The organism is Mycobacterium sp. 134 (genome assembly GCF_048282715.1).
GTDB lineage: Bacteria > Actinomycetota > Actinomycetes > Mycobacteriales > Mycobacteriaceae > Mycobacterium > Mycobacterium septicum.
The window spans coordinates 2,671,970-2,687,323 of the sequence record NZ_JBLVUN010000008.1 but is presented as its reverse complement, the minus strand read 5'-3'; the positions used below and the strand labels follow the sequence as shown (position 1 = coordinate 2,687,323).

Sequence of the window (15,354 nt, the reverse complement as noted above, 5' to 3'; positions counted from 1 at the left end):
CTAGAGTTCGACTCCCAGCAGCGCATCCACGGTGTCGGCGACCTGCCGTGGCGCGGCCGGATCATGGCCGCCGTAGGCCAGCGCATCGTCGCACCAACCATCCAGTGCGGCAAGAGCTTTCGGGGTATCGAGATCGTCGGCGAGGTACTGGCGCACCCGGGCCACCAGGTCGGCGGGGTCCGGACCGGCGGGCAGCGCGGTGGCGCTGCGCCAGTGCTTCAGCCGGGCGTTGGCCTCTTCGAGCACCGCATCGCTCCAGAACCGGTCCGACCGGTAGTGGCCCGCGAACAGCCCGAGCCGGACCGCCGACGGGTCGACACCGTCGGCGCGCAGGCGTGAGACCAGCACCAGGTTGCCGCGACTCTTGCTCATCTTGTGCCCGTCCCAGCCGATCATGCCCGCGTGCACGTAGTGGCGGGCGAAACGCCGCTCCCCCGTGACGGATTCGGCATGCGCGGCGGAGAACTCGTGGTGCGGGAAGATCAGATCGCTACCGCCGCCCTGGATGTCCAGACCCGAGCCGATGCGGGTGAGCGCGATGGCCGAGCACTCGACGTGCCAGCCGGGTCGGCCAGCGCCGAAGGGCGAGGGCCAGCTGGGCTCACCGGGACGCTGAGCCCGCCACAACAGGGCGTCGAGTTCGTCGCCCTTGCCGGCACGGTCCGGGTCACCGCCTCGCTCGCCGAACAGCCGCAGCATGGTCTCGCGGTCATAGCCCGACTCGTAGCCGAACTGCGCCGTGGCGTCGGCGCGGTAATACACGTCGGGATATTCGGCGTCGTCGACGACGTAGGCCGCACCGGAGGCCAGCATCTTCTCCACCAGTTCGACCACCTCGGTGATCGCGTCGGTGGCGGCGACGTAGTCGCGCGGCGGCAGCACACGCAGGGCCGTCATGTCGTCCCGGAACAGCTGGGTCTCGCGGTCCCCGAGGTCACGCCAGTCGATGCCGTCACGGTCGGCCCGTTCGAACAACGGATCGTCCACGTCGGTGACGTTCTGCACGTAGTGCACGGTGTGTCCGGCGTCCAGCCACAGCCGGTACACCAGATCGAAGGTCAGGTAGGTCGCGGCATGACCGAGATGCGTGGCGTCATACGGGGTGATGCCACACACGTACATCGTGGCGGTCGGCCCGGGGGTCACCGGCCGTACCTGCCGGTCGGCGCTGTCGTACAACCGCAGCTGCGGACCACGTCCTTCCAGCACCGGAATTGACGGTGCCGACCACGATCGCATGGTCTCGACTCTAAGGTGCTCGCTCAGGACGGCCTCCCGCCGGTCGGTCCCACACAGTTCAGCAAGTCAGACAATGCCGCCGCCGGTTTCATTCCCGCATCCCCGTCGGCTCGCACCGGAGAACGCTCACCGGGCCACCCCGATGGCCTCGAGCAGGATCGGCGCCAGCTCCTTGCGGCACATGACGAAATCCGGCAGGTAGGGGTCGGCACGGTTGTAGCGCAGCTCCGAGCCGTCCAGCCGGGAGGCGTGCAGGCCTGCGGCCATCACCACACCCGCCGGTGCGGCCGAATCCCACTCCCACTGCCCGCCGGCGTGGATGTACGCGTCGACGTCGCCGCGCACCACGGCCATCGCCTTGGCCCCGGCCGAGCCGATCCGCACCATCCGGAAATCGAGCTGCTCACGCATCCGCCACAGCACCGCCGGGGGACGGTTGGAGCTCGCGGTGATCAACAGGGGGCCGGGCCGCCGCGGCGCGGGCGGGGTGACCGTATCGCTGCGGTACACCTCACCCCGGGCGGGCAGGGCCACCACCGCATCCGACAGGCCCCCGTCGGCGCCCACCGAGCGCTGCCACAGGGCGATGTGCACCGCCCAGTCCTCACGGCCGGGCAAGGAGAACTCGTGCGTGCCGTCCACCGGATCGACGATCCAGACCCGGTCGGCCTCGACCCGGGAAAGATCGTCGACCGCCTCCTCGCTGAGCACGGAATCACCGGGGCGGGCCTGGGCCAGGCGATCGAGGATCAGCGCGTTGGATCGCCGGTCCCCCTCGTCGCCGAGGTAGTACGGGTCGTCGAAACCGATCTCCTCGCGCACGGCCAACAACAACTCACCGGCCTCCTTGGCCACTGCGGCAGCCAGGTCGGCGTCGGTCGAGTGCACCCGGTAAGTATCGACGCCACGCAATACCGGTGTCGGATCGGGGCCCGGGTCGTGCCGGCGCACCAGTAACTTGGCAGCGTGAGGAGACCGGTCAAAGTCATCCTGCTGTGCGCCCTGGCGACGATGATCGTGGCGATCGGCTCGGGCGCGGCGTGGGAACAGATCGAACGAAACCGCGCCGCCGCGGAGTTTCCGGCGCCGGGCAGGATGATCGATATCGGCGGCCGCTCCGTTCATCTCGACTGTCGCGGCCATGGCTCGCCGACGGTGGTGCTCGAATCCGGTGCCGACACGAGCGGTTCCGCGCTGTGGTTCCCGGTGCATGAGCAAGTGGCCGCCTTCACCCGGGTGTGTTCGTACGATCGCGCCGGACTCATGTGGAGTGAGCCGGCGGGTGCTGGGCCACGTGACCCTGTCGCGGTTGTCGCCGATCTTCAGCAGGCGCTGCGGACAGCAAACGAATCGTCGCCCTACGTCATGGTCGGGGCATCGCTCGGCGGGCCGCTCACCATGATCTTCACCAAGTACCACGGGAGCGAAGTAGCCGGCCTGGTCTTCGTCGATGCTGCCCACCCCGATCAGACCGGCCGGCTGGCGGCCGCGACCGGACGCCCGGAAGACGGCATCCCCGCGGTGTTCAAAGTTCTGCGGTACCTGGCGTGGACCGGCTTGCCGCGGCTGCTCATTCCCGAGCCGACCGTGCCAGAACTGCCGCCTGATGTCGTGGCCGCGATCGGCGCCTACCAGCCCGTCTCGCTGGCCGCCTCATTCGACGAGGCCGACGCGATGGAGGCCACGCTGCGGGAGGCGGGGACCTTCCGCGACCTGGGCGACCGGCCACTGGCCGTCCTCTCCCGGGGCAAGCCCTGGAGCGCATACAGCGAATCCGAGCGGGCGGGCACCGGCATGACTCGTGACCAGTTCGAGCGAATGCAACAGGCCTGGTGGGACATGCAGGTGGAAGAGGCGGGCTGGTCAACCCGGAGCACGCATCGCAAGCTCGACGATTCCAGCCACGTCATTCAGCTGGAGAGACCCGACGCGGTCGTCGATGCGATCCGCGCAGTGGTGTCGCAGGTACGCGCGCAGAATCCCACCCCGACGCGGTAATCCGCGCCGGCCCCAATTGGTGCACTGGCGGGGTCGGTTGCGGCGCTAGGGTCGGTCCATGCGCAGCCTCGACTGGCAAACCGGTGATCGCGACGAGCTCAGTGCGTTCATCCGCTCTCATCTGGTCGCCGGGTTCTGGGGCTACGACGAGATCCTCGACGTGGCCCATGAATGGATCGACGACTCCGGGGTGGTCGATCCCGACGAGGCAACCGAGCTGGTCACCGACCTGTGGCGGCAGCGGCTGCAAGAGCAGACAGCGTGGGCCGACACCGGCGACTACGGCCGGTTGCAGTACACCTTCGCCCAGCTCGAATCCGAGGGCATCCTGGCGCGGATGTGCTTCTCCTGCTGCACCACCTGCGCGACCCACGACATCGACGACGAGCGCTCCCCCAACCCGAACCCTGATGACTGGTACCGATACCGGGAGTGGGCCTACACGTATTTTCACGAGCAGGACGCGCTGCGGCTGGGCGACACCGAACCGACGCTGTACCTGGGTTTCAGTTCATTTCGGCCCCACCCGGCGTTGCCGGACTCGCTGGTGAACGCGGCCTCGTCCGGCGACGAGGCGGCAGTCGCCGAGATCACCGAGCGCACCGATACCTTGGTCGGCGAACGAATCGTGGTGCTGGCCAACCACTACGGCCTGGACACCTCATGGTCGGGATCACATCGCAGCCGCATCGAACTCGGCGTTTCCCAATGGCGAAAACCCCTGCCGCAGTAGGAGATCCGTTCGAGGTCCTCGGGCGCGCCGGCTAGAAGGCCGGCCACGGGATCGGCCGGTGCCGATCTGGCGTCGGCATCACCGGATTGCTCAGTAGCCCAGCAATTCTGGACCTCAACGCGGCGATCTCGACTTCGGTGATGTGCGCACACAGCTGCTCGGCCAGGTCGCCGAACCCGTCGCGCAGCGCCGCGACATCAGCCAGGGTTTCGTCGTCGACGGGCTTGCCGGCCCAGCCCCACAACACGGTCCGCAGCTTGTCCTCGACATGCAGGCTCACCCCGTGGTCGACGCCGTACACGGCCCCGTCCAGGCCGGCCAGGATGTGCCCACCCTTGCGGTCGGCGTTGTTGATCAGCACGTCGAACGCCGCCATCCGGAACAACCGGGGATCGTCGGCGTGCACCAGCGTCACCTCGTCACCGGCGTAGTCGTAGGCCTGCAGGATCGGCAGGAATCCGGGCGGCAGGTGCCCGGCAGGCAGCAGGTCCACCAGATCGGGGCCGGAATCGGGTTCATCCCCGACCTGGTCGCCGGGCTGATCCACCCACAGCTGCAGCATGCCCGGACCGGCAGGCCCGTCACGAATAATGGTGCGCGGCACGATATTCCAGCCCAATGCGGTCGATACCAGATAGGCGCTCAACTCGCGGCCGGCCAATGTTCCGTCGGGGAAGTCCCATAGCGGCGCCTCGCCCCGGATCGGCTTGTACACGCAATGGACCTGCCGCTCGCCGGAGGTGGCCTCACACAGGAAGGTGGCGTTGCTGGCCGACCGGATCCGGCCGATCACCGTCAGTTCACCGTCGGCCAGGACCTCGCCATCGGTTCTGGGCCGGGCCGGAGTCCCGTCAGGATTCTGTGTCATCTTCGGACCCGGCCACCTCACCGCGGCGATAACCGTTGGTACGCACGCAGATGTGACCGTCGGGGTCCAGCGGCTCGTCGCACAGCGGGCATGGCGGGCGTCCGGCCGAGATCACCCGGTTGGACCGGGTGGCGAACTCCCGGGCCGACTCCGGGGTCAGGAACACCCGCACGGCGTCGGGCCCTTCCTCGGCGTCGTCGAGGACCACCGAGGCGTCGAACTCGCCTTCGGAGACCGCGAGCAGCTCCACCACGACGGTCTGCGCCTCCGAATCCCAGCCCAGTCCCATCGTCCCGACGCGGAACTCGGCGTCGACCGGGGTTACCAGGGGCAGCAGATCATTCACCTCACCGGTGTCCGGCGGGATCGGCGTGCCGAATCGGCGGTTGATCTCGGTCAACAGGGCAGCGATGCGCTCGGCCAGCACTGCGACCTGCTGCTTTTCCAGGATCACCGAGATCACCCGTTTGTCGTGGACAGCCTGCAGGTAAAACGTCCTGTTGCCGGGTTGGCCGACGGTCCCGGCCACAAAACGGTCGGGAGTGCGGAAAACATGAATTGCGCGGGCCATGGCACCTTCCAAAATACCGGTAGCGGTACCGCGGGTCAGTTGGTGGACCCACCCACCACAGCGTCGGTGGCGGGTTTGGCCGCCAGCCCAGCGCTCAACTGCGCACCGGTGTGGTTGATATGCATCACGAATGGGCGGAGGTCGGTGTAGCGGATGACGCTCATCGACGCCGGGTCGGCGGTGATCCGCTGAAACCCGTCCAGATGCACGCCCAGTGCATCGGCCAGCACCGCCTTGATCACGTCTCCGTGTGTACAGGCCACCCACAACACGTCGGCGCCATGTTCGTCGGCCAGTGCGCGGTCACGCTCCCGCACCGCGGCGACCGCGCGGGCCTGGACCTGGGCCAGGCCCTCACCCTCGGGAAACACCGCCGCGCTGGGCTGTTGCTGCACCACGGCCCACAGCGGCTCCTTGACCAGCTCGCCGATGGCACGGCCGGTCCAGCTGCCGTAATCGACCTCGGTGAGCCGGTCGTCGACGATCGGCTGCAGCGCGAGCGCCTCGGCCAACGGCGCCACCGTGCGCACGCAGCGCAGCAGCGGCGAGTGCACGATCGCGGTCACCGGCAGCTCGCCGATGCGCGCGACCAGGCCGGCGGCCTGTTCGGCACCGCGCTCGTCGAGGTCGACGCCCTCGCTGCGGCCGGCCAGCGTATGCGCGGTGTTCGATGTCGATCGGCCGTGCCGGAGCAGGATCACCGTCATTTGTCAGTCCTCATTGCGAGCCCTCTCCTCTGGCCTCGATCATTGCGCGGCAACCACGCCGGTACCCAGTAGCGCCAGCACCACCGCGCCCAGCACCACCCGGTAACCGACGAACCAGTACATGCTGTGCGACACCAGGAATTTCAGGAACCAGGCGATGGCCGCGAAGCCTACGACGAACGCGATCACGGTGGCTACCAGCAGTTGGGCTCCGCTGGCGCTCATCCCCTCCCCGACCGGGTGGAAGGCATCGGGCAGGGAGAAGATGCCCGAGGCGAACACGGCCGGGATCGCCAGCAGGAAACCGAACCGGGCGGCCAGCTCGCGCTCCATGCCCAGGAACAGGCCCGCGCTGATAGTTGCGCCGGAGCGGGAGACCCCGGGTACCAGGGCCAGACACTGGGCCAGGCCGACGATGATGCTGTCGCGCCAGGTCAGCTGCTCGACGCGGCGAGTCTGCCTGCCGTAGTACTCGGCCGCGGCGATCACCGCCGAGAACACGATCAGCGCCGAGGCCACCAGCCACAGATTGCGTGCGCCGGTACGGATTTCGTCCTTGAACAGCAGCCCGAACACACCGATCGGGATGCTGCCGATGATCACCCACCAGCCCAGCCAGTAGTCGGCGGATCGATGCGTCGCGTTGAACAACCCGCTGAACCAGGCCTTGATGATGCGGCCGATATCGCGGGCGAAGTAGACCAGCACCGCGAGTTCGGTCCCCAGCTGGGTGACCGCTGTGAACGAGGCGCCGGCGTCGTCATCGAAGAACACCCGCGAGGTGATCGCGAGGTGCCCCGAGGACGAGACCGGCAGAAACTCGGTGAGCCCCTGGACAATCGACAACACAACCACTTGCAGCCAGGACATGGCACCGACGTCAGTCACGACGACGACCGTACCGTGACGACCTGGCTGCGATGCGTCAGCGACTGGTGCGCGAAACCGGCTGCGCGCCGGCGACCGCGTCACGGACCGTTGCCGACAGACTGCGTTCGTCAGTCAGGTCGATGTCGGTCAGTTTGCGGGTGGCCACGGCCACCACATCGTCCTCGACGGGCACCGGGCCGGACAGCCGGGGACGGTAGACCTCGATCATCAGCTGCTGACGCTCGATATGGAACGAAAAACTCCGGCCGTCGCCAACTTGGCCAAACCCACTGGCGTGTACACCAGTGGAAATATCCTCCATAGCAAACTCTCGGTTACACAGTTCCCGGTCTGCTGCGAGGGTCATGATCGAACCATACCTCCACTTATGCCGCGGTGGTTGCAGACGCGACCAATTCCGGCCGATGGCCATGCCTAGACTGGATTCCTGCACCTCACCGACCATCCGTTCCCGATCGAGAGCCATCCGTTGCGCCCAATTCTCGCAGGTCAGCCAGTTCGCGCCGGCCTCATCGCGCTGGCCCTGCTGCTCACCGCGGGCTGCACGTCCAACCCCGCCGATGCCCCGCCACCCACCATCGAGCCCGCTCAGGCCGCTGTTTCACCCCCAGTCGCGGCTGCCCCGGACGGCGAGATCCGGCAACTGCCCGGGCACGCCGAGACTGCGGTCTTCGACCCAGCAACCGGCACCCTGGCCGTCCTGACACCCGGGTCCGACGGGCTCTCGACCCTCAGCCTGCTGACCGGCAGCCGGCCCGCACGGGAGGTGCACCTGACCCCGGCGGCCACCTCGTTGAGCGTCGACGGCCGCGGTGACATCCTGGCCGCCACGCTCGGCGGATACTTCCGCGTGAGCATCGCCGAGGCCAAGGCCAGCAAAATCGAGGTGGACGGCGCCCAGGGCGTTGAGTTCACCGCGATCGCGCGGCGCGCCGACGGCAACCCGGTGCTGGGCAGCGCCGACGGAGCGGTGTACACAATGGCCGGTGACCACGCCGTGGCCGCCCGGCTCAAGATCTTCGCCCGCGTGGATTCTCTTGTCACACAGGGAAATACCGCCGTGGTTCTGGATCGCGGGCAAACCTCGGTGACGGCCGTCAACCCCAGTGGCACGAAAGCCGCACAGGCCCTGCGGGCCGGCGAAGGCGCCACCACCATGGCTGCCGACACCCGGGGCCGGGTACTGGTCGCCGACACCCGCGGCGGCGAGCTACTGGTGTTCGGTGCGGACCCGTTGATCATGCGCCAGCGCTACCCGGTGCCCGCCGCCCCCTACGGCCTGGCGGGATCCGCCGGGTTGGCCTGGGTGTCGCAGACCGCGGCCAACACCGTGATTGGTTACGATCTCTCCACCGGCATACCGGTGGAAAAGGTGCGTTATCGAACCGTGCAGCAACCGAACTCCCTGGCCTACGACGACAAGACCGACACCCTCTACGTGGTGTCGGGCTCGGGAGCCGGTGTGCAGGTGATCCGCACCGCGTCGGGCCGCCGATGACCACCATCCAGCAGGGCCGCATGCCTCCCGGATGGGACAAGGTCGTCGCCGAGGATCTCTCCGAGGAATACGACTGGATACCGCTGCGGCTACCGCCGGATGTCACCAGGATCAGCGCCTCGATCCGCTTGTCGATCGAGGCCGAGTACCGCGGCTGGGAACTCACCCGGGTGCGGGCCTACACAGATGGGAGCCGACGGGTGCTGTTGCGCCGCAAGAAGTCCGCGTCATCCATGCCCGGCACACCCCAGGCGCCTTCGCTGTGATCTATGCGGCTCTGCGGCGGGCGCTGTTCCTGGTGCCCCCGGAACGAATTCACCTGTGGGTGTTCGCCCTTCTGCGCACCGTCACCGGTCCCGCGGTCCTGCGCCGGGCGCTGGCGCGACGGCTGGCGCCCACCGATCCGGTCCTGGCCAGCACGGTGTTCGGGGTCCGGTTCCCCGGCCCCATGGGCCTGGCTGCCGGTTTCGACAAGGACGGTCGCGGCCTGGAGACCTGGGGCGCGCTGGGCTTCGGATATGCCGAAGTCGGCACTGTCACCGCGCAACCGCAGCCGGGGAATCCCGAGCCCCGGCTGTTCCGGCTGCCCGAGGACCATGCGCTGCTCAACCGGATGGGCTTCAACAACGAGGGCGCGGGGGCGCTGGCGATCCGGCTGGCCCGGCACACCCCTGACGTACCGATCGGGGTCAACATCGGCAAGACCAAGCTGACCCCGCCCGAGGACGCGGTGGCCGACTACGCCGAGAGCACCCGGCTGGTGAGCGCGCTGGCCGCCTACGTCGTCGTCAACGTCAGCTCCCCCAACACTCCAGGTCTACGGGACCTACAGGCCGTGGAATCACTGCGGCCGATCCTGGCCGCGGTCAAGGCCGAGACCGACAAACCCGTGCTGGTCAAGATCGCCCCCGATCTCTCCGACAGTGATATCGACGAAATCGCCGACCTGGCAGTCGAATTGGGGTTGGCCGGGATCGTGGCCACCAATACCACGGTGTCCCGGGAGGGGCTGGCCACACCCGGTGTCGCCGACCTTGGCACCGGCGGGATCTCGGGGCGCCCGGTGGCGCACCGGTCCCTGCAGGTGCTGCGGCAGTTGTACTCCCGCGTGGGCGACAAGCTCGTGCTGATCAGCGCCGGAGGCATCGAAACCGCAGACGACGCGTGGGAGCGGATCACCGCCGGAGCCACCCTGTTGCAGGGCTACACGGGGTTCATCTACAGCGGCGGAACGTGGGCCAAAGAGATCCACGACGGCATCGCCCAGCGGCTGCACGCCGGCGGGTTCGCGTCGCTGAGCGACGCGGTGGGTTCAGCTGCCCGCTGACCTGAGCACACCAACCTCTGCGCGAGCGACCGCGTAGGTACGCAATTTCGCGGCGTGTCGCGTACAGACACGGTCGCTCGCGCGGTGAGGCGGGGTGCTGGGGAGTTACTTCTGCTCGTAGGTGCCGTGGATGACGGCGCGAGCGATGGCCTGACCGAACAGGTTGAAGCCCAGGTAGGCAGGGGTGGCGCCCTCTGGCAGCTCCAGTGACTCCACCGGCAGGGCGTGCACCGCGATGTAGTAGCGATGCGGGCCGTGGCCGGCCGGCGGGGCTGCACCGAGGAAGCGCTTGAGGCTCGCGTCGTTGGTCAGCGTCACGGCCCCACCGGGCAGCTCGCCGCCGTCGCCTGCGCCGGCGGGCAGCTCGGTCACCGTGGCGGGCAGGTCTGCGACCGCCCAGTGCCAGAAGCCCGACGCGGTCGGCGCGTCCGGGTCGTACACCGTGACGGCGAAACTCTTGGTCTCGGCCGGGAATCCCGACCAGCTCAGCTGCGGCGAGGTGTCCGAACCGCCGGCTCCCATGATCCCGCTGACCTGATCGTTGGCCAGCGGCTGCCCGTCGGTGACCGATTCGGAGGTCAAGGTGAACGTCGGCAGCTTCGGCAGGCTGTCGTACGGAGATGTGCTCATGGTTCCCTCTCGTCGTGACTCGTGCGGTCAGCAGTTCCGCAGAAAGTGTTCCAGAACGCCCGCCCCGAACTGCAGCGCGTCCACCGGGACCCGCTCATCGACGCCGTGGAACAGCGCCGCGAAGTCCAGCTCCGGGGGCAGGCGCAGCGGTGCGAACCCGAAGCACCGAATCCCCAAGCGGACAAACGCTTTCGCGTCCGTGCCGCCCGACATCATGTAGGGCACGGTTCGGGCGTCGGGGTCGACGGCCAGGATCGCGGCGTTCATCGCGTCCACCAGATCGCCGTCGAACGTGGTTTCCACGCTGGGCAGGTCGCGCTCCCAGGTGCGCGTGATGTTGGGCCCGAGCAGCGCATCGAGCTCGCGCTCGAAGGCCTCCTTGCGGCCCGGCAGGACGCGGCAGTCGACCATGGCCTCGGCCGTGGCCGGGATGACGTTGGCCTTGTAGCCGGCCTTGAGCATGGTGGGGTTGGCGGTGTCGCGCAGGGTCGCGCCGACGATGCGCGCGATGCCTCCCAGCTTGGCGATGGAGCCTTCCAGATCCGGCGAGTTCGGGTCGAGGTCGTAGCCGGTCTCTTCCGAGACCGCGGTCAGGAACTGCTCTACCGACTCGGTGAGTACCAGCGGGAACTGATGCCTGCCCAGCTTCGCGACGGCGTCGGCGATCTCGGTGACGGCGTTGTCGTCGTGCACCATCGAGCCGTGCCACGGCCCCGCGCCGTCAACCGCATCCAGGACAGGCCCTTCTCGGCAGTCTCGATGAGATACAGGCGCTTCTCGCCGCCGTCCTTCGTAGGTACGGTCAGCGAGAAGCCACCGACCTCGCCGATAGCCTCGGTGACGCCGTCGAACAGGTCGGGGCGATTGTCGACAAGCCACTGGCAGCCGTAGGTGCCGCCGTGCTCCTCGTCGGAGACGAAGGCGAAGACCAGGTCCCTGGGCGGTGTGATGTTGTTGCGCTTGAGGTGACGTGCGACGGCGATCATCATGCCGCACATGTCCTTCATGTCGACCGCGCCGCGACCCCAGACATAGCCGTCCTTGATCGCACCGGAGAACGGGTGAACGCTCCAGTCCGCGGGCTCGGCGGGGACGACATCGAGGTGCCCGTGAATCATCAACGCGCCACGGGACCGGTCGGCGCCGGGCAGCCGGGCGAAGACATTGCCGCGGCCCGGGGCGCCGGCCTCCACGTACTCAGTCGTGTAGCCGACCTCACGGAGCCGGTCGGCGACCCATTCCGCACAGTCCGCCTCAGGCTTGGTGGTCGCCGGATCGCCGGTGTTGGAGGTGTCGAATCGGATGAGCGCGCTGACGAGATCGACCACCTCGTCGGCGCTGGAGGCGGGGGCAGTCACAAGGTCCATTGGTACCACCGATTCGCTCCGGGACGCCGGTTTGGGTCTGGGGCACCCAATCCGTTAGCCTTAAGCGCCCAGCCTGAGTGGCTGGCAGGTCCGAGTGGCGGAATGGCAGACGCGCTAGCTTGAGGTGCTAGTGCCCTATTAACGGGCGTGGGGGTTCAAGTCCCCCCTCGGACACAAAACCAAGGCGAGCGGAAATGAACGTTCACGTTCATTTCCGGGCCGATGGAGTGTGTTGAGCGGTGAAGCCGCGATCACGATCAAGCCGGGTTCAATTTCCCGGCAGCGGCGGCAACCCAGGTCAATTCCTCGTGGAAGATGTCGCTGTGCGCCCCTGAGGGGCTCTTGTCCTCGATCACCACTTCCGACGAATTCAGGTTCAGGATCTGACCGGGCTGGAACGGGTAGCTCGTCCCCTTGGCACCCAGGCTCTGGGTTTGTGACTGGTATGCCCCGTGTGAGCCCATGGCCCGCCAGCGGAACAACGGGTCCTCGGCGGCGGCCGCATCTTCGCCCGCCGCGGCCGAGGCCAGCGGATAGAACGTCCCCAGTGCCCGGTCATGGCTGGAGAAACAGACCGTCAGCGGGCCGTCGATGCGGTTGAGCAGTCCCGTCAGCTCACCTGAGCCCTTCCGGAACGGCAAGCGTTCGGTGAAGCTGAACCGGGAGTACGCGCCCTGCAACAGGGTCACCGCCTTGACCGGTGACGGCTGGACATCGCTCATCCCGGCAAGGGCGTAGGACACCACCCTGGCCCCGAAGCTGTGTCCGACCAGATGGATCCGCAGGTCGGGGAATTCAGCGTGCAACTGATCGATGACGGGGCCCAGCCCCTTGCGCCCCACCACGCCGGCGCGGTTCTTCATCTTCCAGTAGCTGAGCTGGCGCAGTGCCTCCTTGGCGCCGTGCCACAGCCGCCCCACGAAATCGCCCAGGCCGGCCGCTCCCCCGCCTTCGTCGTCGAATTCCACACCGGCCGAGGCCAATTCATCGGCGAAGGTGGTGAACAGCTTCTCCGGATCCTGATCCGCCTCAAGCATCCCGGGCCCGGCGTCCGGGGCGGCAACCTCACCGTCGTTGAAACCGGTCTGGGTGGCGGCGCTGAACTGACGTAGCGCATCGAGCAATTCCGGGACGCGTTCGGTGCTCGGCGGGGCGGCCAGCAGAGCGGCGATGGCGTCCAACTGCTCCTTGCCGTCGGGAAACAACTCCTTGAGCTCGGCGAGCTGGGCCGGGTCGATGGTCGCCGGACCTGCGGGCACCTCCACCACCTCGTCGCCCAGCGCGGCCGCGCCCCCGCCGTCGTGTGCCGCCGGTTCGCCGAAATCCGGGATCGGCTCGTCGCGCCAGAGCTGAGACGGCCACCGCAGCCCGACGAAGCCGACCGTGCGAGCCGGGTCCAGTTGCGGTGCCAATATCTCGAACCACCGGTCGTACAACGACGTCGCAGCCGCCTCGTCGTTGTTCCAACCGTGAGAGAAGATGATCAGATCGGTCAGCCCCGCGGCGCCGATCCGGCTCTTGAGATCGGCCAGCACAGCCGGATCGGGATCGCCCTCGGCATCGAACACCAGGCGCCAGATCCGGTCCGCCACATCGTTGGTCATCGGATTCCTTTCAGGTCAGACGGATTGCAGAGCACGCATGAGATCCAGCAGACCGCTGCCCTGGAATGCCGGGTCCCGATTCAGCGAGGTCGCCGATTCGACGAAGATGCGTTTGATGGCCTCGGGTTCGCTGACGAACTCGCGCTGCACCGACAGGAACGCCGCGATCGCGCCGGACACGTGCGGCGCGGCCATGCTGGTACCGCTTTCCTCGACGTACACGGGCACGTCATCGGCCAGCTCGATCTGGTTGGTGACCTTTTCCCGGCGGCTGCCCGCCGCCGCCGAGGTGATGCGTTCACCGGGCGCGACCAGGTCGGGCTTGCGGCGCCCGTCGCCGGTGGGTCCGCGCGAGGAGAAGTAGGAGACGCCGAAGGTGTGCGGCGAACTCCGGTGTGTCGAACCCACGGTGATCGCGCTCTCGGTATTACCCGGGTCGTTGATCGTCATGTCGGCGGTGAACTTCACCGAGTCCTTGCTGAACGCCGTATTCAGTGACACGTAACCGGAATTGCCCGCGGCCACGACCACCACCACACCCGAGCGCACGGTCTTGTCGACCTCGATACACATCGGGCTCTGCCCGCAGGCATACCACTCTGCGTCGAATTCGTAGCCCAGGCTGAGGTTCACGCCATGTATCCGGGGCACCCGCTCGCTGCCGGCGTTCAGTTTCCGGACGTAGGCCAGGGCCTGCATCACCCGGCTCACCCGGGATGTCTCGTCCCCCGGCCCGAGTACCTTGAGGCTCACCAACTTGGCCTTCGGCGCCATACCCGCCAACCGCGACGGGTCCGCCACCGTGCGCGGCGCGGTGATCGGATCACCGCCGAACTCGGGATCGTTGAGCCGCTTCTCGACCACCACGATGTCCTCGGGCTTACGGTCCACCAAGCCACCGGCGATGATCCCGGCCACGTGCGTGCCGTGTCCGTCGGTGTCGGTCAGCGGGGCGTTGCCTCCGGTGAAGTCGTGGTGCAGATCGGCCACCGACGGATCGCGCAGGTTCTGGTAGGCGTCGAAGTGCGCGTGCTTCTCGTCGATACCGGAATCCACCACAGCCCAGACGATTCCCTCACCGAAGCTGTCGAACGACCGCTGGGCGGCGATGGCTTTGATGGTGGTCGAGGAGGCATCGATCTGCGGGTGCACCTCGAAGTCCGGCCAGATCCGGTAGATCGCGCGCTGCGACCACGCCTGCGGGACGGCATCGGCGGACACGATCGACTTGATCTGGTCGGGTGTGAGATCCCCGGCCATGAACTGATCGGCCAACGGCACCGGGGTGCCCGCCGCACGGACCAGTGTCCACAGTCCCTCCACCCGTTCGATCGCGGCAGCCACCGACGGCTGGAAGGTCAAGTTGAGCTCGATCATGATCGGTATCGGAGTGTCGTTGCTCTCCTCCGCCATCGCGGTGCGCAGCGGCGGTGTGACGACACCGGCGAGGACCGGATCTCGCTTGGGCGGTTCGGTAGTCCCGACCTCCGGGGCCAGGGTGGGCTCGTGCGAAGGAGCCGCACTCCGCACCGCCGGCGGGGGCAGGGCCTCGGTCCGGTCTCGGGCACCCGCGACGGCGTCGCCGCCCGCCTCGGTCAACTGCACCGCGTTGCTCCTGGCCGCCTTCGGGGCGACCAGCTTCCGCCTGCGCAGCGATGCGACGGCATCCCGAACACGGTTGTGCCAGTACGGGTTGTCGTTCTGGTACTGCCGGTCGCGTTCGTCGAACTGCGACGCGAACTTGGCGGCGACGGTCTCGGTCAACAACGTCAGGTCCACGGGTTTCGGTGACTTCTCCAGATCCCCCAACGCAACCAGTACCCGATCTGCCCAGACTTCCCCAGTTGAACTCACCGCGCTCCTCGGCCTGATCCGCCACCCCAGGTTTTCCTGCGTCGATTGATCGTCGCTCAGGCGGGCC

General features: G+C 67.8%; 15 protein-coding genes, 1 tRNA gene and 1 pseudogene. 6 read left to right on the top strand and 11 right to left on the bottom strand.

The genetic code is table 11. The annotated features are described in order from the left end of the window. The gene (gene mshC / locus ACNQVK_RS17585; protein WP_418030521.1) at positions 1-1,239 is read right to left on the bottom strand and encodes a cysteine--1-D-myo-inosityl 2-amino-2-deoxy-alpha-D-glucopyranoside ligase; all 1,239 of its coding nucleotides are present in this window, start codon (positions 1,237-1,239) and stop codon (positions 1-3) included. A gap of 126 nt (positions 1,240-1,365) precedes the next feature. Then, positions 1,366-2,127 (bottom strand): 3'(2'),5'-bisphosphate nucleotidase CysQ, encoded by a 762-nt coding sequence (locus ACNQVK_RS17580; protein WP_418030520.1) that lies wholly within the window; start codon positions 2,125-2,127, stop codon positions 1,366-1,368. Between the two features lie 78 nt (positions 2,128-2,205). On the opposite strand from ACNQVK_RS17580, the gene ACNQVK_RS17575 reads away from it, so the two are divergent. Both ACNQVK_RS17575 and ACNQVK_RS17570 read left to right on the top strand, forming a co-directional pair. Continuing rightward, a complete protein-coding gene (locus ACNQVK_RS17575) occupies positions 2,206-3,237 on the top strand; it encodes an alpha/beta fold hydrolase (protein ID WP_418030519.1) in 1,032 nt (343 codons plus the stop codon). Positions 3,238-3,295: 58 nt separating this feature from the next. Then, complete coding sequence (locus tag ACNQVK_RS17570) at positions 3,296-3,970, top strand: DUF6891 domain-containing protein (RefSeq protein ID WP_418030518.1); 675 nt, start codon at positions 3,296-3,298, stop codon at positions 3,968-3,970. A 31-nt stretch (positions 3,971-4,001) separates the two neighbouring features. On the opposite strand, the gene ACNQVK_RS17565 is transcribed toward ACNQVK_RS17570, so the two are convergent. From ACNQVK_RS17565 to ACNQVK_RS17545, 5 genes are read right to left on the bottom strand one after another with little or no spacing between them, the layout of a single operon-like run. Next, complete coding sequence (locus ACNQVK_RS17565) at positions 4,002-4,838, bottom strand: SCO1664 family protein (protein WP_418030517.1); 837 nt, start codon at positions 4,836-4,838, stop codon at positions 4,002-4,004. Further along, on the bottom strand, positions 4,822-5,409 hold the full coding sequence (locus tag ACNQVK_RS17560) for a DUF3090 domain-containing protein (RefSeq protein WP_090431153.1): 588 nt from the start codon (positions 5,407-5,409) through the stop codon (positions 4,822-4,824). Before ACNQVK_RS17560 ends, ACNQVK_RS17565 begins: the two co-directional genes overlap by 17 nt. 35 nt (positions 5,410-5,444) lie before the next feature. After that, positions 5,445-6,116 carry a histidine phosphatase family protein gene (locus ACNQVK_RS17555; RefSeq protein WP_418030516.1) on the bottom strand — a complete coding sequence of 224 codons (672 nt, stop codon included), beginning with the start codon at positions 6,114-6,116 and terminating at the stop codon, positions 5,445-5,447. Positions 6,117-6,155: 39 nt separating this feature from the next. Then, complete coding sequence (locus ACNQVK_RS17550; RefSeq protein ID WP_418034198.1) at positions 6,156-6,986, bottom strand: undecaprenyl-diphosphate phosphatase; 831 nt, start codon at positions 6,984-6,986, stop codon at positions 6,156-6,158. A gap of 55 nt (positions 6,987-7,041) precedes the next feature. Then, positions 7,042-7,353: a hypothetical protein gene (locus tag ACNQVK_RS17545; RefSeq protein ID WP_418030515.1), complete on the bottom strand. Its 312-nt coding sequence runs from the start codon at positions 7,351-7,353 to the stop codon at positions 7,042-7,044. A 123-nt stretch (positions 7,354-7,476) separates the two neighbouring features. On the opposite strand from ACNQVK_RS17545, the gene ACNQVK_RS17540 reads away from it, so the two are divergent. Genes ACNQVK_RS17540 through ACNQVK_RS17530 form a run of 3 tightly spaced genes read left to right on the top strand, consistent with a single transcriptional unit; the run spans position 7,477 to position 9,832 of the window. Next, on the top strand, positions 7,477-8,505 hold the full coding sequence (locus ACNQVK_RS17540; RefSeq protein ID WP_418030514.1) for a YncE family protein: 1,029 nt from the start codon (positions 7,477-7,479) through the stop codon (positions 8,503-8,505). Beyond that, entirely contained in the window at positions 8,502-8,771 is a 270-nt protein-coding gene (locus ACNQVK_RS17535; protein ID WP_044523793.1) for a DUF5703 family protein, read from the top strand. The genes ACNQVK_RS17540 and ACNQVK_RS17535 overlap by 4 nt, the downstream gene beginning before the upstream one ends. Next, positions 8,771-9,832 (top strand): quinone-dependent dihydroorotate dehydrogenase, encoded by a 1,062-nt coding sequence (locus ACNQVK_RS17530; protein WP_418034197.1) that lies wholly within the window; start codon positions 8,771-8,773, stop codon positions 9,830-9,832. Before ACNQVK_RS17535 ends, ACNQVK_RS17530 begins: the two co-directional genes overlap by 1 nt. Positions 9,833-9,937: 105 nt before the next feature. Here the strand turns inward: ACNQVK_RS17530 and ACNQVK_RS17525 are convergent, their stop codons facing one another. Together ACNQVK_RS17525 and ACNQVK_RS17520 are read right to left on the bottom strand one after the other, a co-directional pair. Then, positions 9,938-10,462: a YbhB/YbcL family Raf kinase inhibitor-like protein gene (locus ACNQVK_RS17525; RefSeq protein ID WP_409550565.1), complete on the bottom strand. Its 525-nt coding sequence runs from the start codon at positions 10,460-10,462 to the stop codon at positions 9,938-9,940. A gap of 27 nt (positions 10,463-10,489) precedes the next feature. Then, positions 10,490-11,829 (bottom strand): annotated as a pseudogene (locus ACNQVK_RS17520) (M20/M25/M40 family metallo-hydrolase). 88 nt (positions 11,830-11,917) lie between these two features. Here ACNQVK_RS17520 and ACNQVK_RS17515 point away from each other — a divergent pair. Next, positions 11,918-12,003, top strand: a tRNA-Leu gene (locus ACNQVK_RS17515). Between the two features lie 83 nt (positions 12,004-12,086). Here ACNQVK_RS17515 and ACNQVK_RS17510 read toward each other — a convergent pair. Both ACNQVK_RS17510 and ACNQVK_RS17505 read right to left on the bottom strand, forming a co-directional pair. Next, entirely contained in the window at positions 12,087-13,433 is a 1,347-nt protein-coding gene (locus tag ACNQVK_RS17510; protein ID WP_418030513.1) for a serine-threonine protein kinase, read from the bottom strand. Positions 13,434-13,448: 15 nt separating this feature from the next. Continuing rightward, positions 13,449-15,287 (bottom strand): S8 family peptidase, encoded by a 1,839-nt coding sequence (locus tag ACNQVK_RS17505; RefSeq protein WP_418030512.1) that lies wholly within the window; start codon positions 15,285-15,287, stop codon positions 13,449-13,451. Positions 15,288-15,354: the final 67 nt, after the last annotated feature.

What these genes read in the sequence shown, in the direction of transcription:
- mshC (WP_418030521.1), bottom strand. Translation starts at nt 1,239, where the DNA reads ATGCGATCGTGGTCGGCACCGTCAATTCCGGTGCTGGAAGGACGTGGT.
- ACNQVK_RS17570 (WP_418030518.1), top strand. Translation starts at nt 3,296, where the DNA reads ATGCGCAGCCTCGACTGGCAAACCGGTGATCGCGACGAGCTCAGTGCG.
- ACNQVK_RS17565 (WP_418030517.1), bottom strand. Translation starts at nt 4,838, where the DNA reads ATGACACAGAATCCTGACGGGACTCCGGCCCGGCCCAGAACCGATGGC.
- ACNQVK_RS17560 (WP_090431153.1), bottom strand. Translation starts at nt 5,409, where the DNA reads ATGGCCCGCGCAATTCATGTTTTCCGCACTCCCGACCGTTTTGTGGCC.
- ACNQVK_RS17555 (WP_418030516.1), bottom strand. Translation starts at nt 6,116, where the DNA reads ATGACGGTGATCCTGCTCCGGCACGGCCGATCGACATCGAACACCGCG.
- ACNQVK_RS17550 (WP_418034198.1), bottom strand. Translation starts at nt 6,986, where the DNA reads ATGTCCTGGCTGCAAGTGGTTGTGTTGTCGATTGTCCAGGGGCTCACC.
- ACNQVK_RS17545 (WP_418030515.1), bottom strand. Translation starts at nt 7,353, where the DNA reads ATGACCCTCGCAGCAGACCGGGAACTGTGTAACCGAGAGTTTGCTATG.
- ACNQVK_RS17535 (WP_044523793.1), top strand. Translation starts at nt 8,502, where the DNA reads ATGACCACCATCCAGCAGGGCCGCATGCCTCCCGGATGGGACAAGGTC.
- ACNQVK_RS17525 (WP_409550565.1), bottom strand. Translation starts at nt 10,462, where the DNA reads ATGAGCACATCTCCGTACGACAGCCTGCCGAAGCTGCCGACGTTCACC.
- ACNQVK_RS17510 (WP_418030513.1), bottom strand. Translation starts at nt 13,433, where the DNA reads ATGACCAACGATGTGGCGGACCGGATCTGGCGCCTGGTGTTCGATGCC.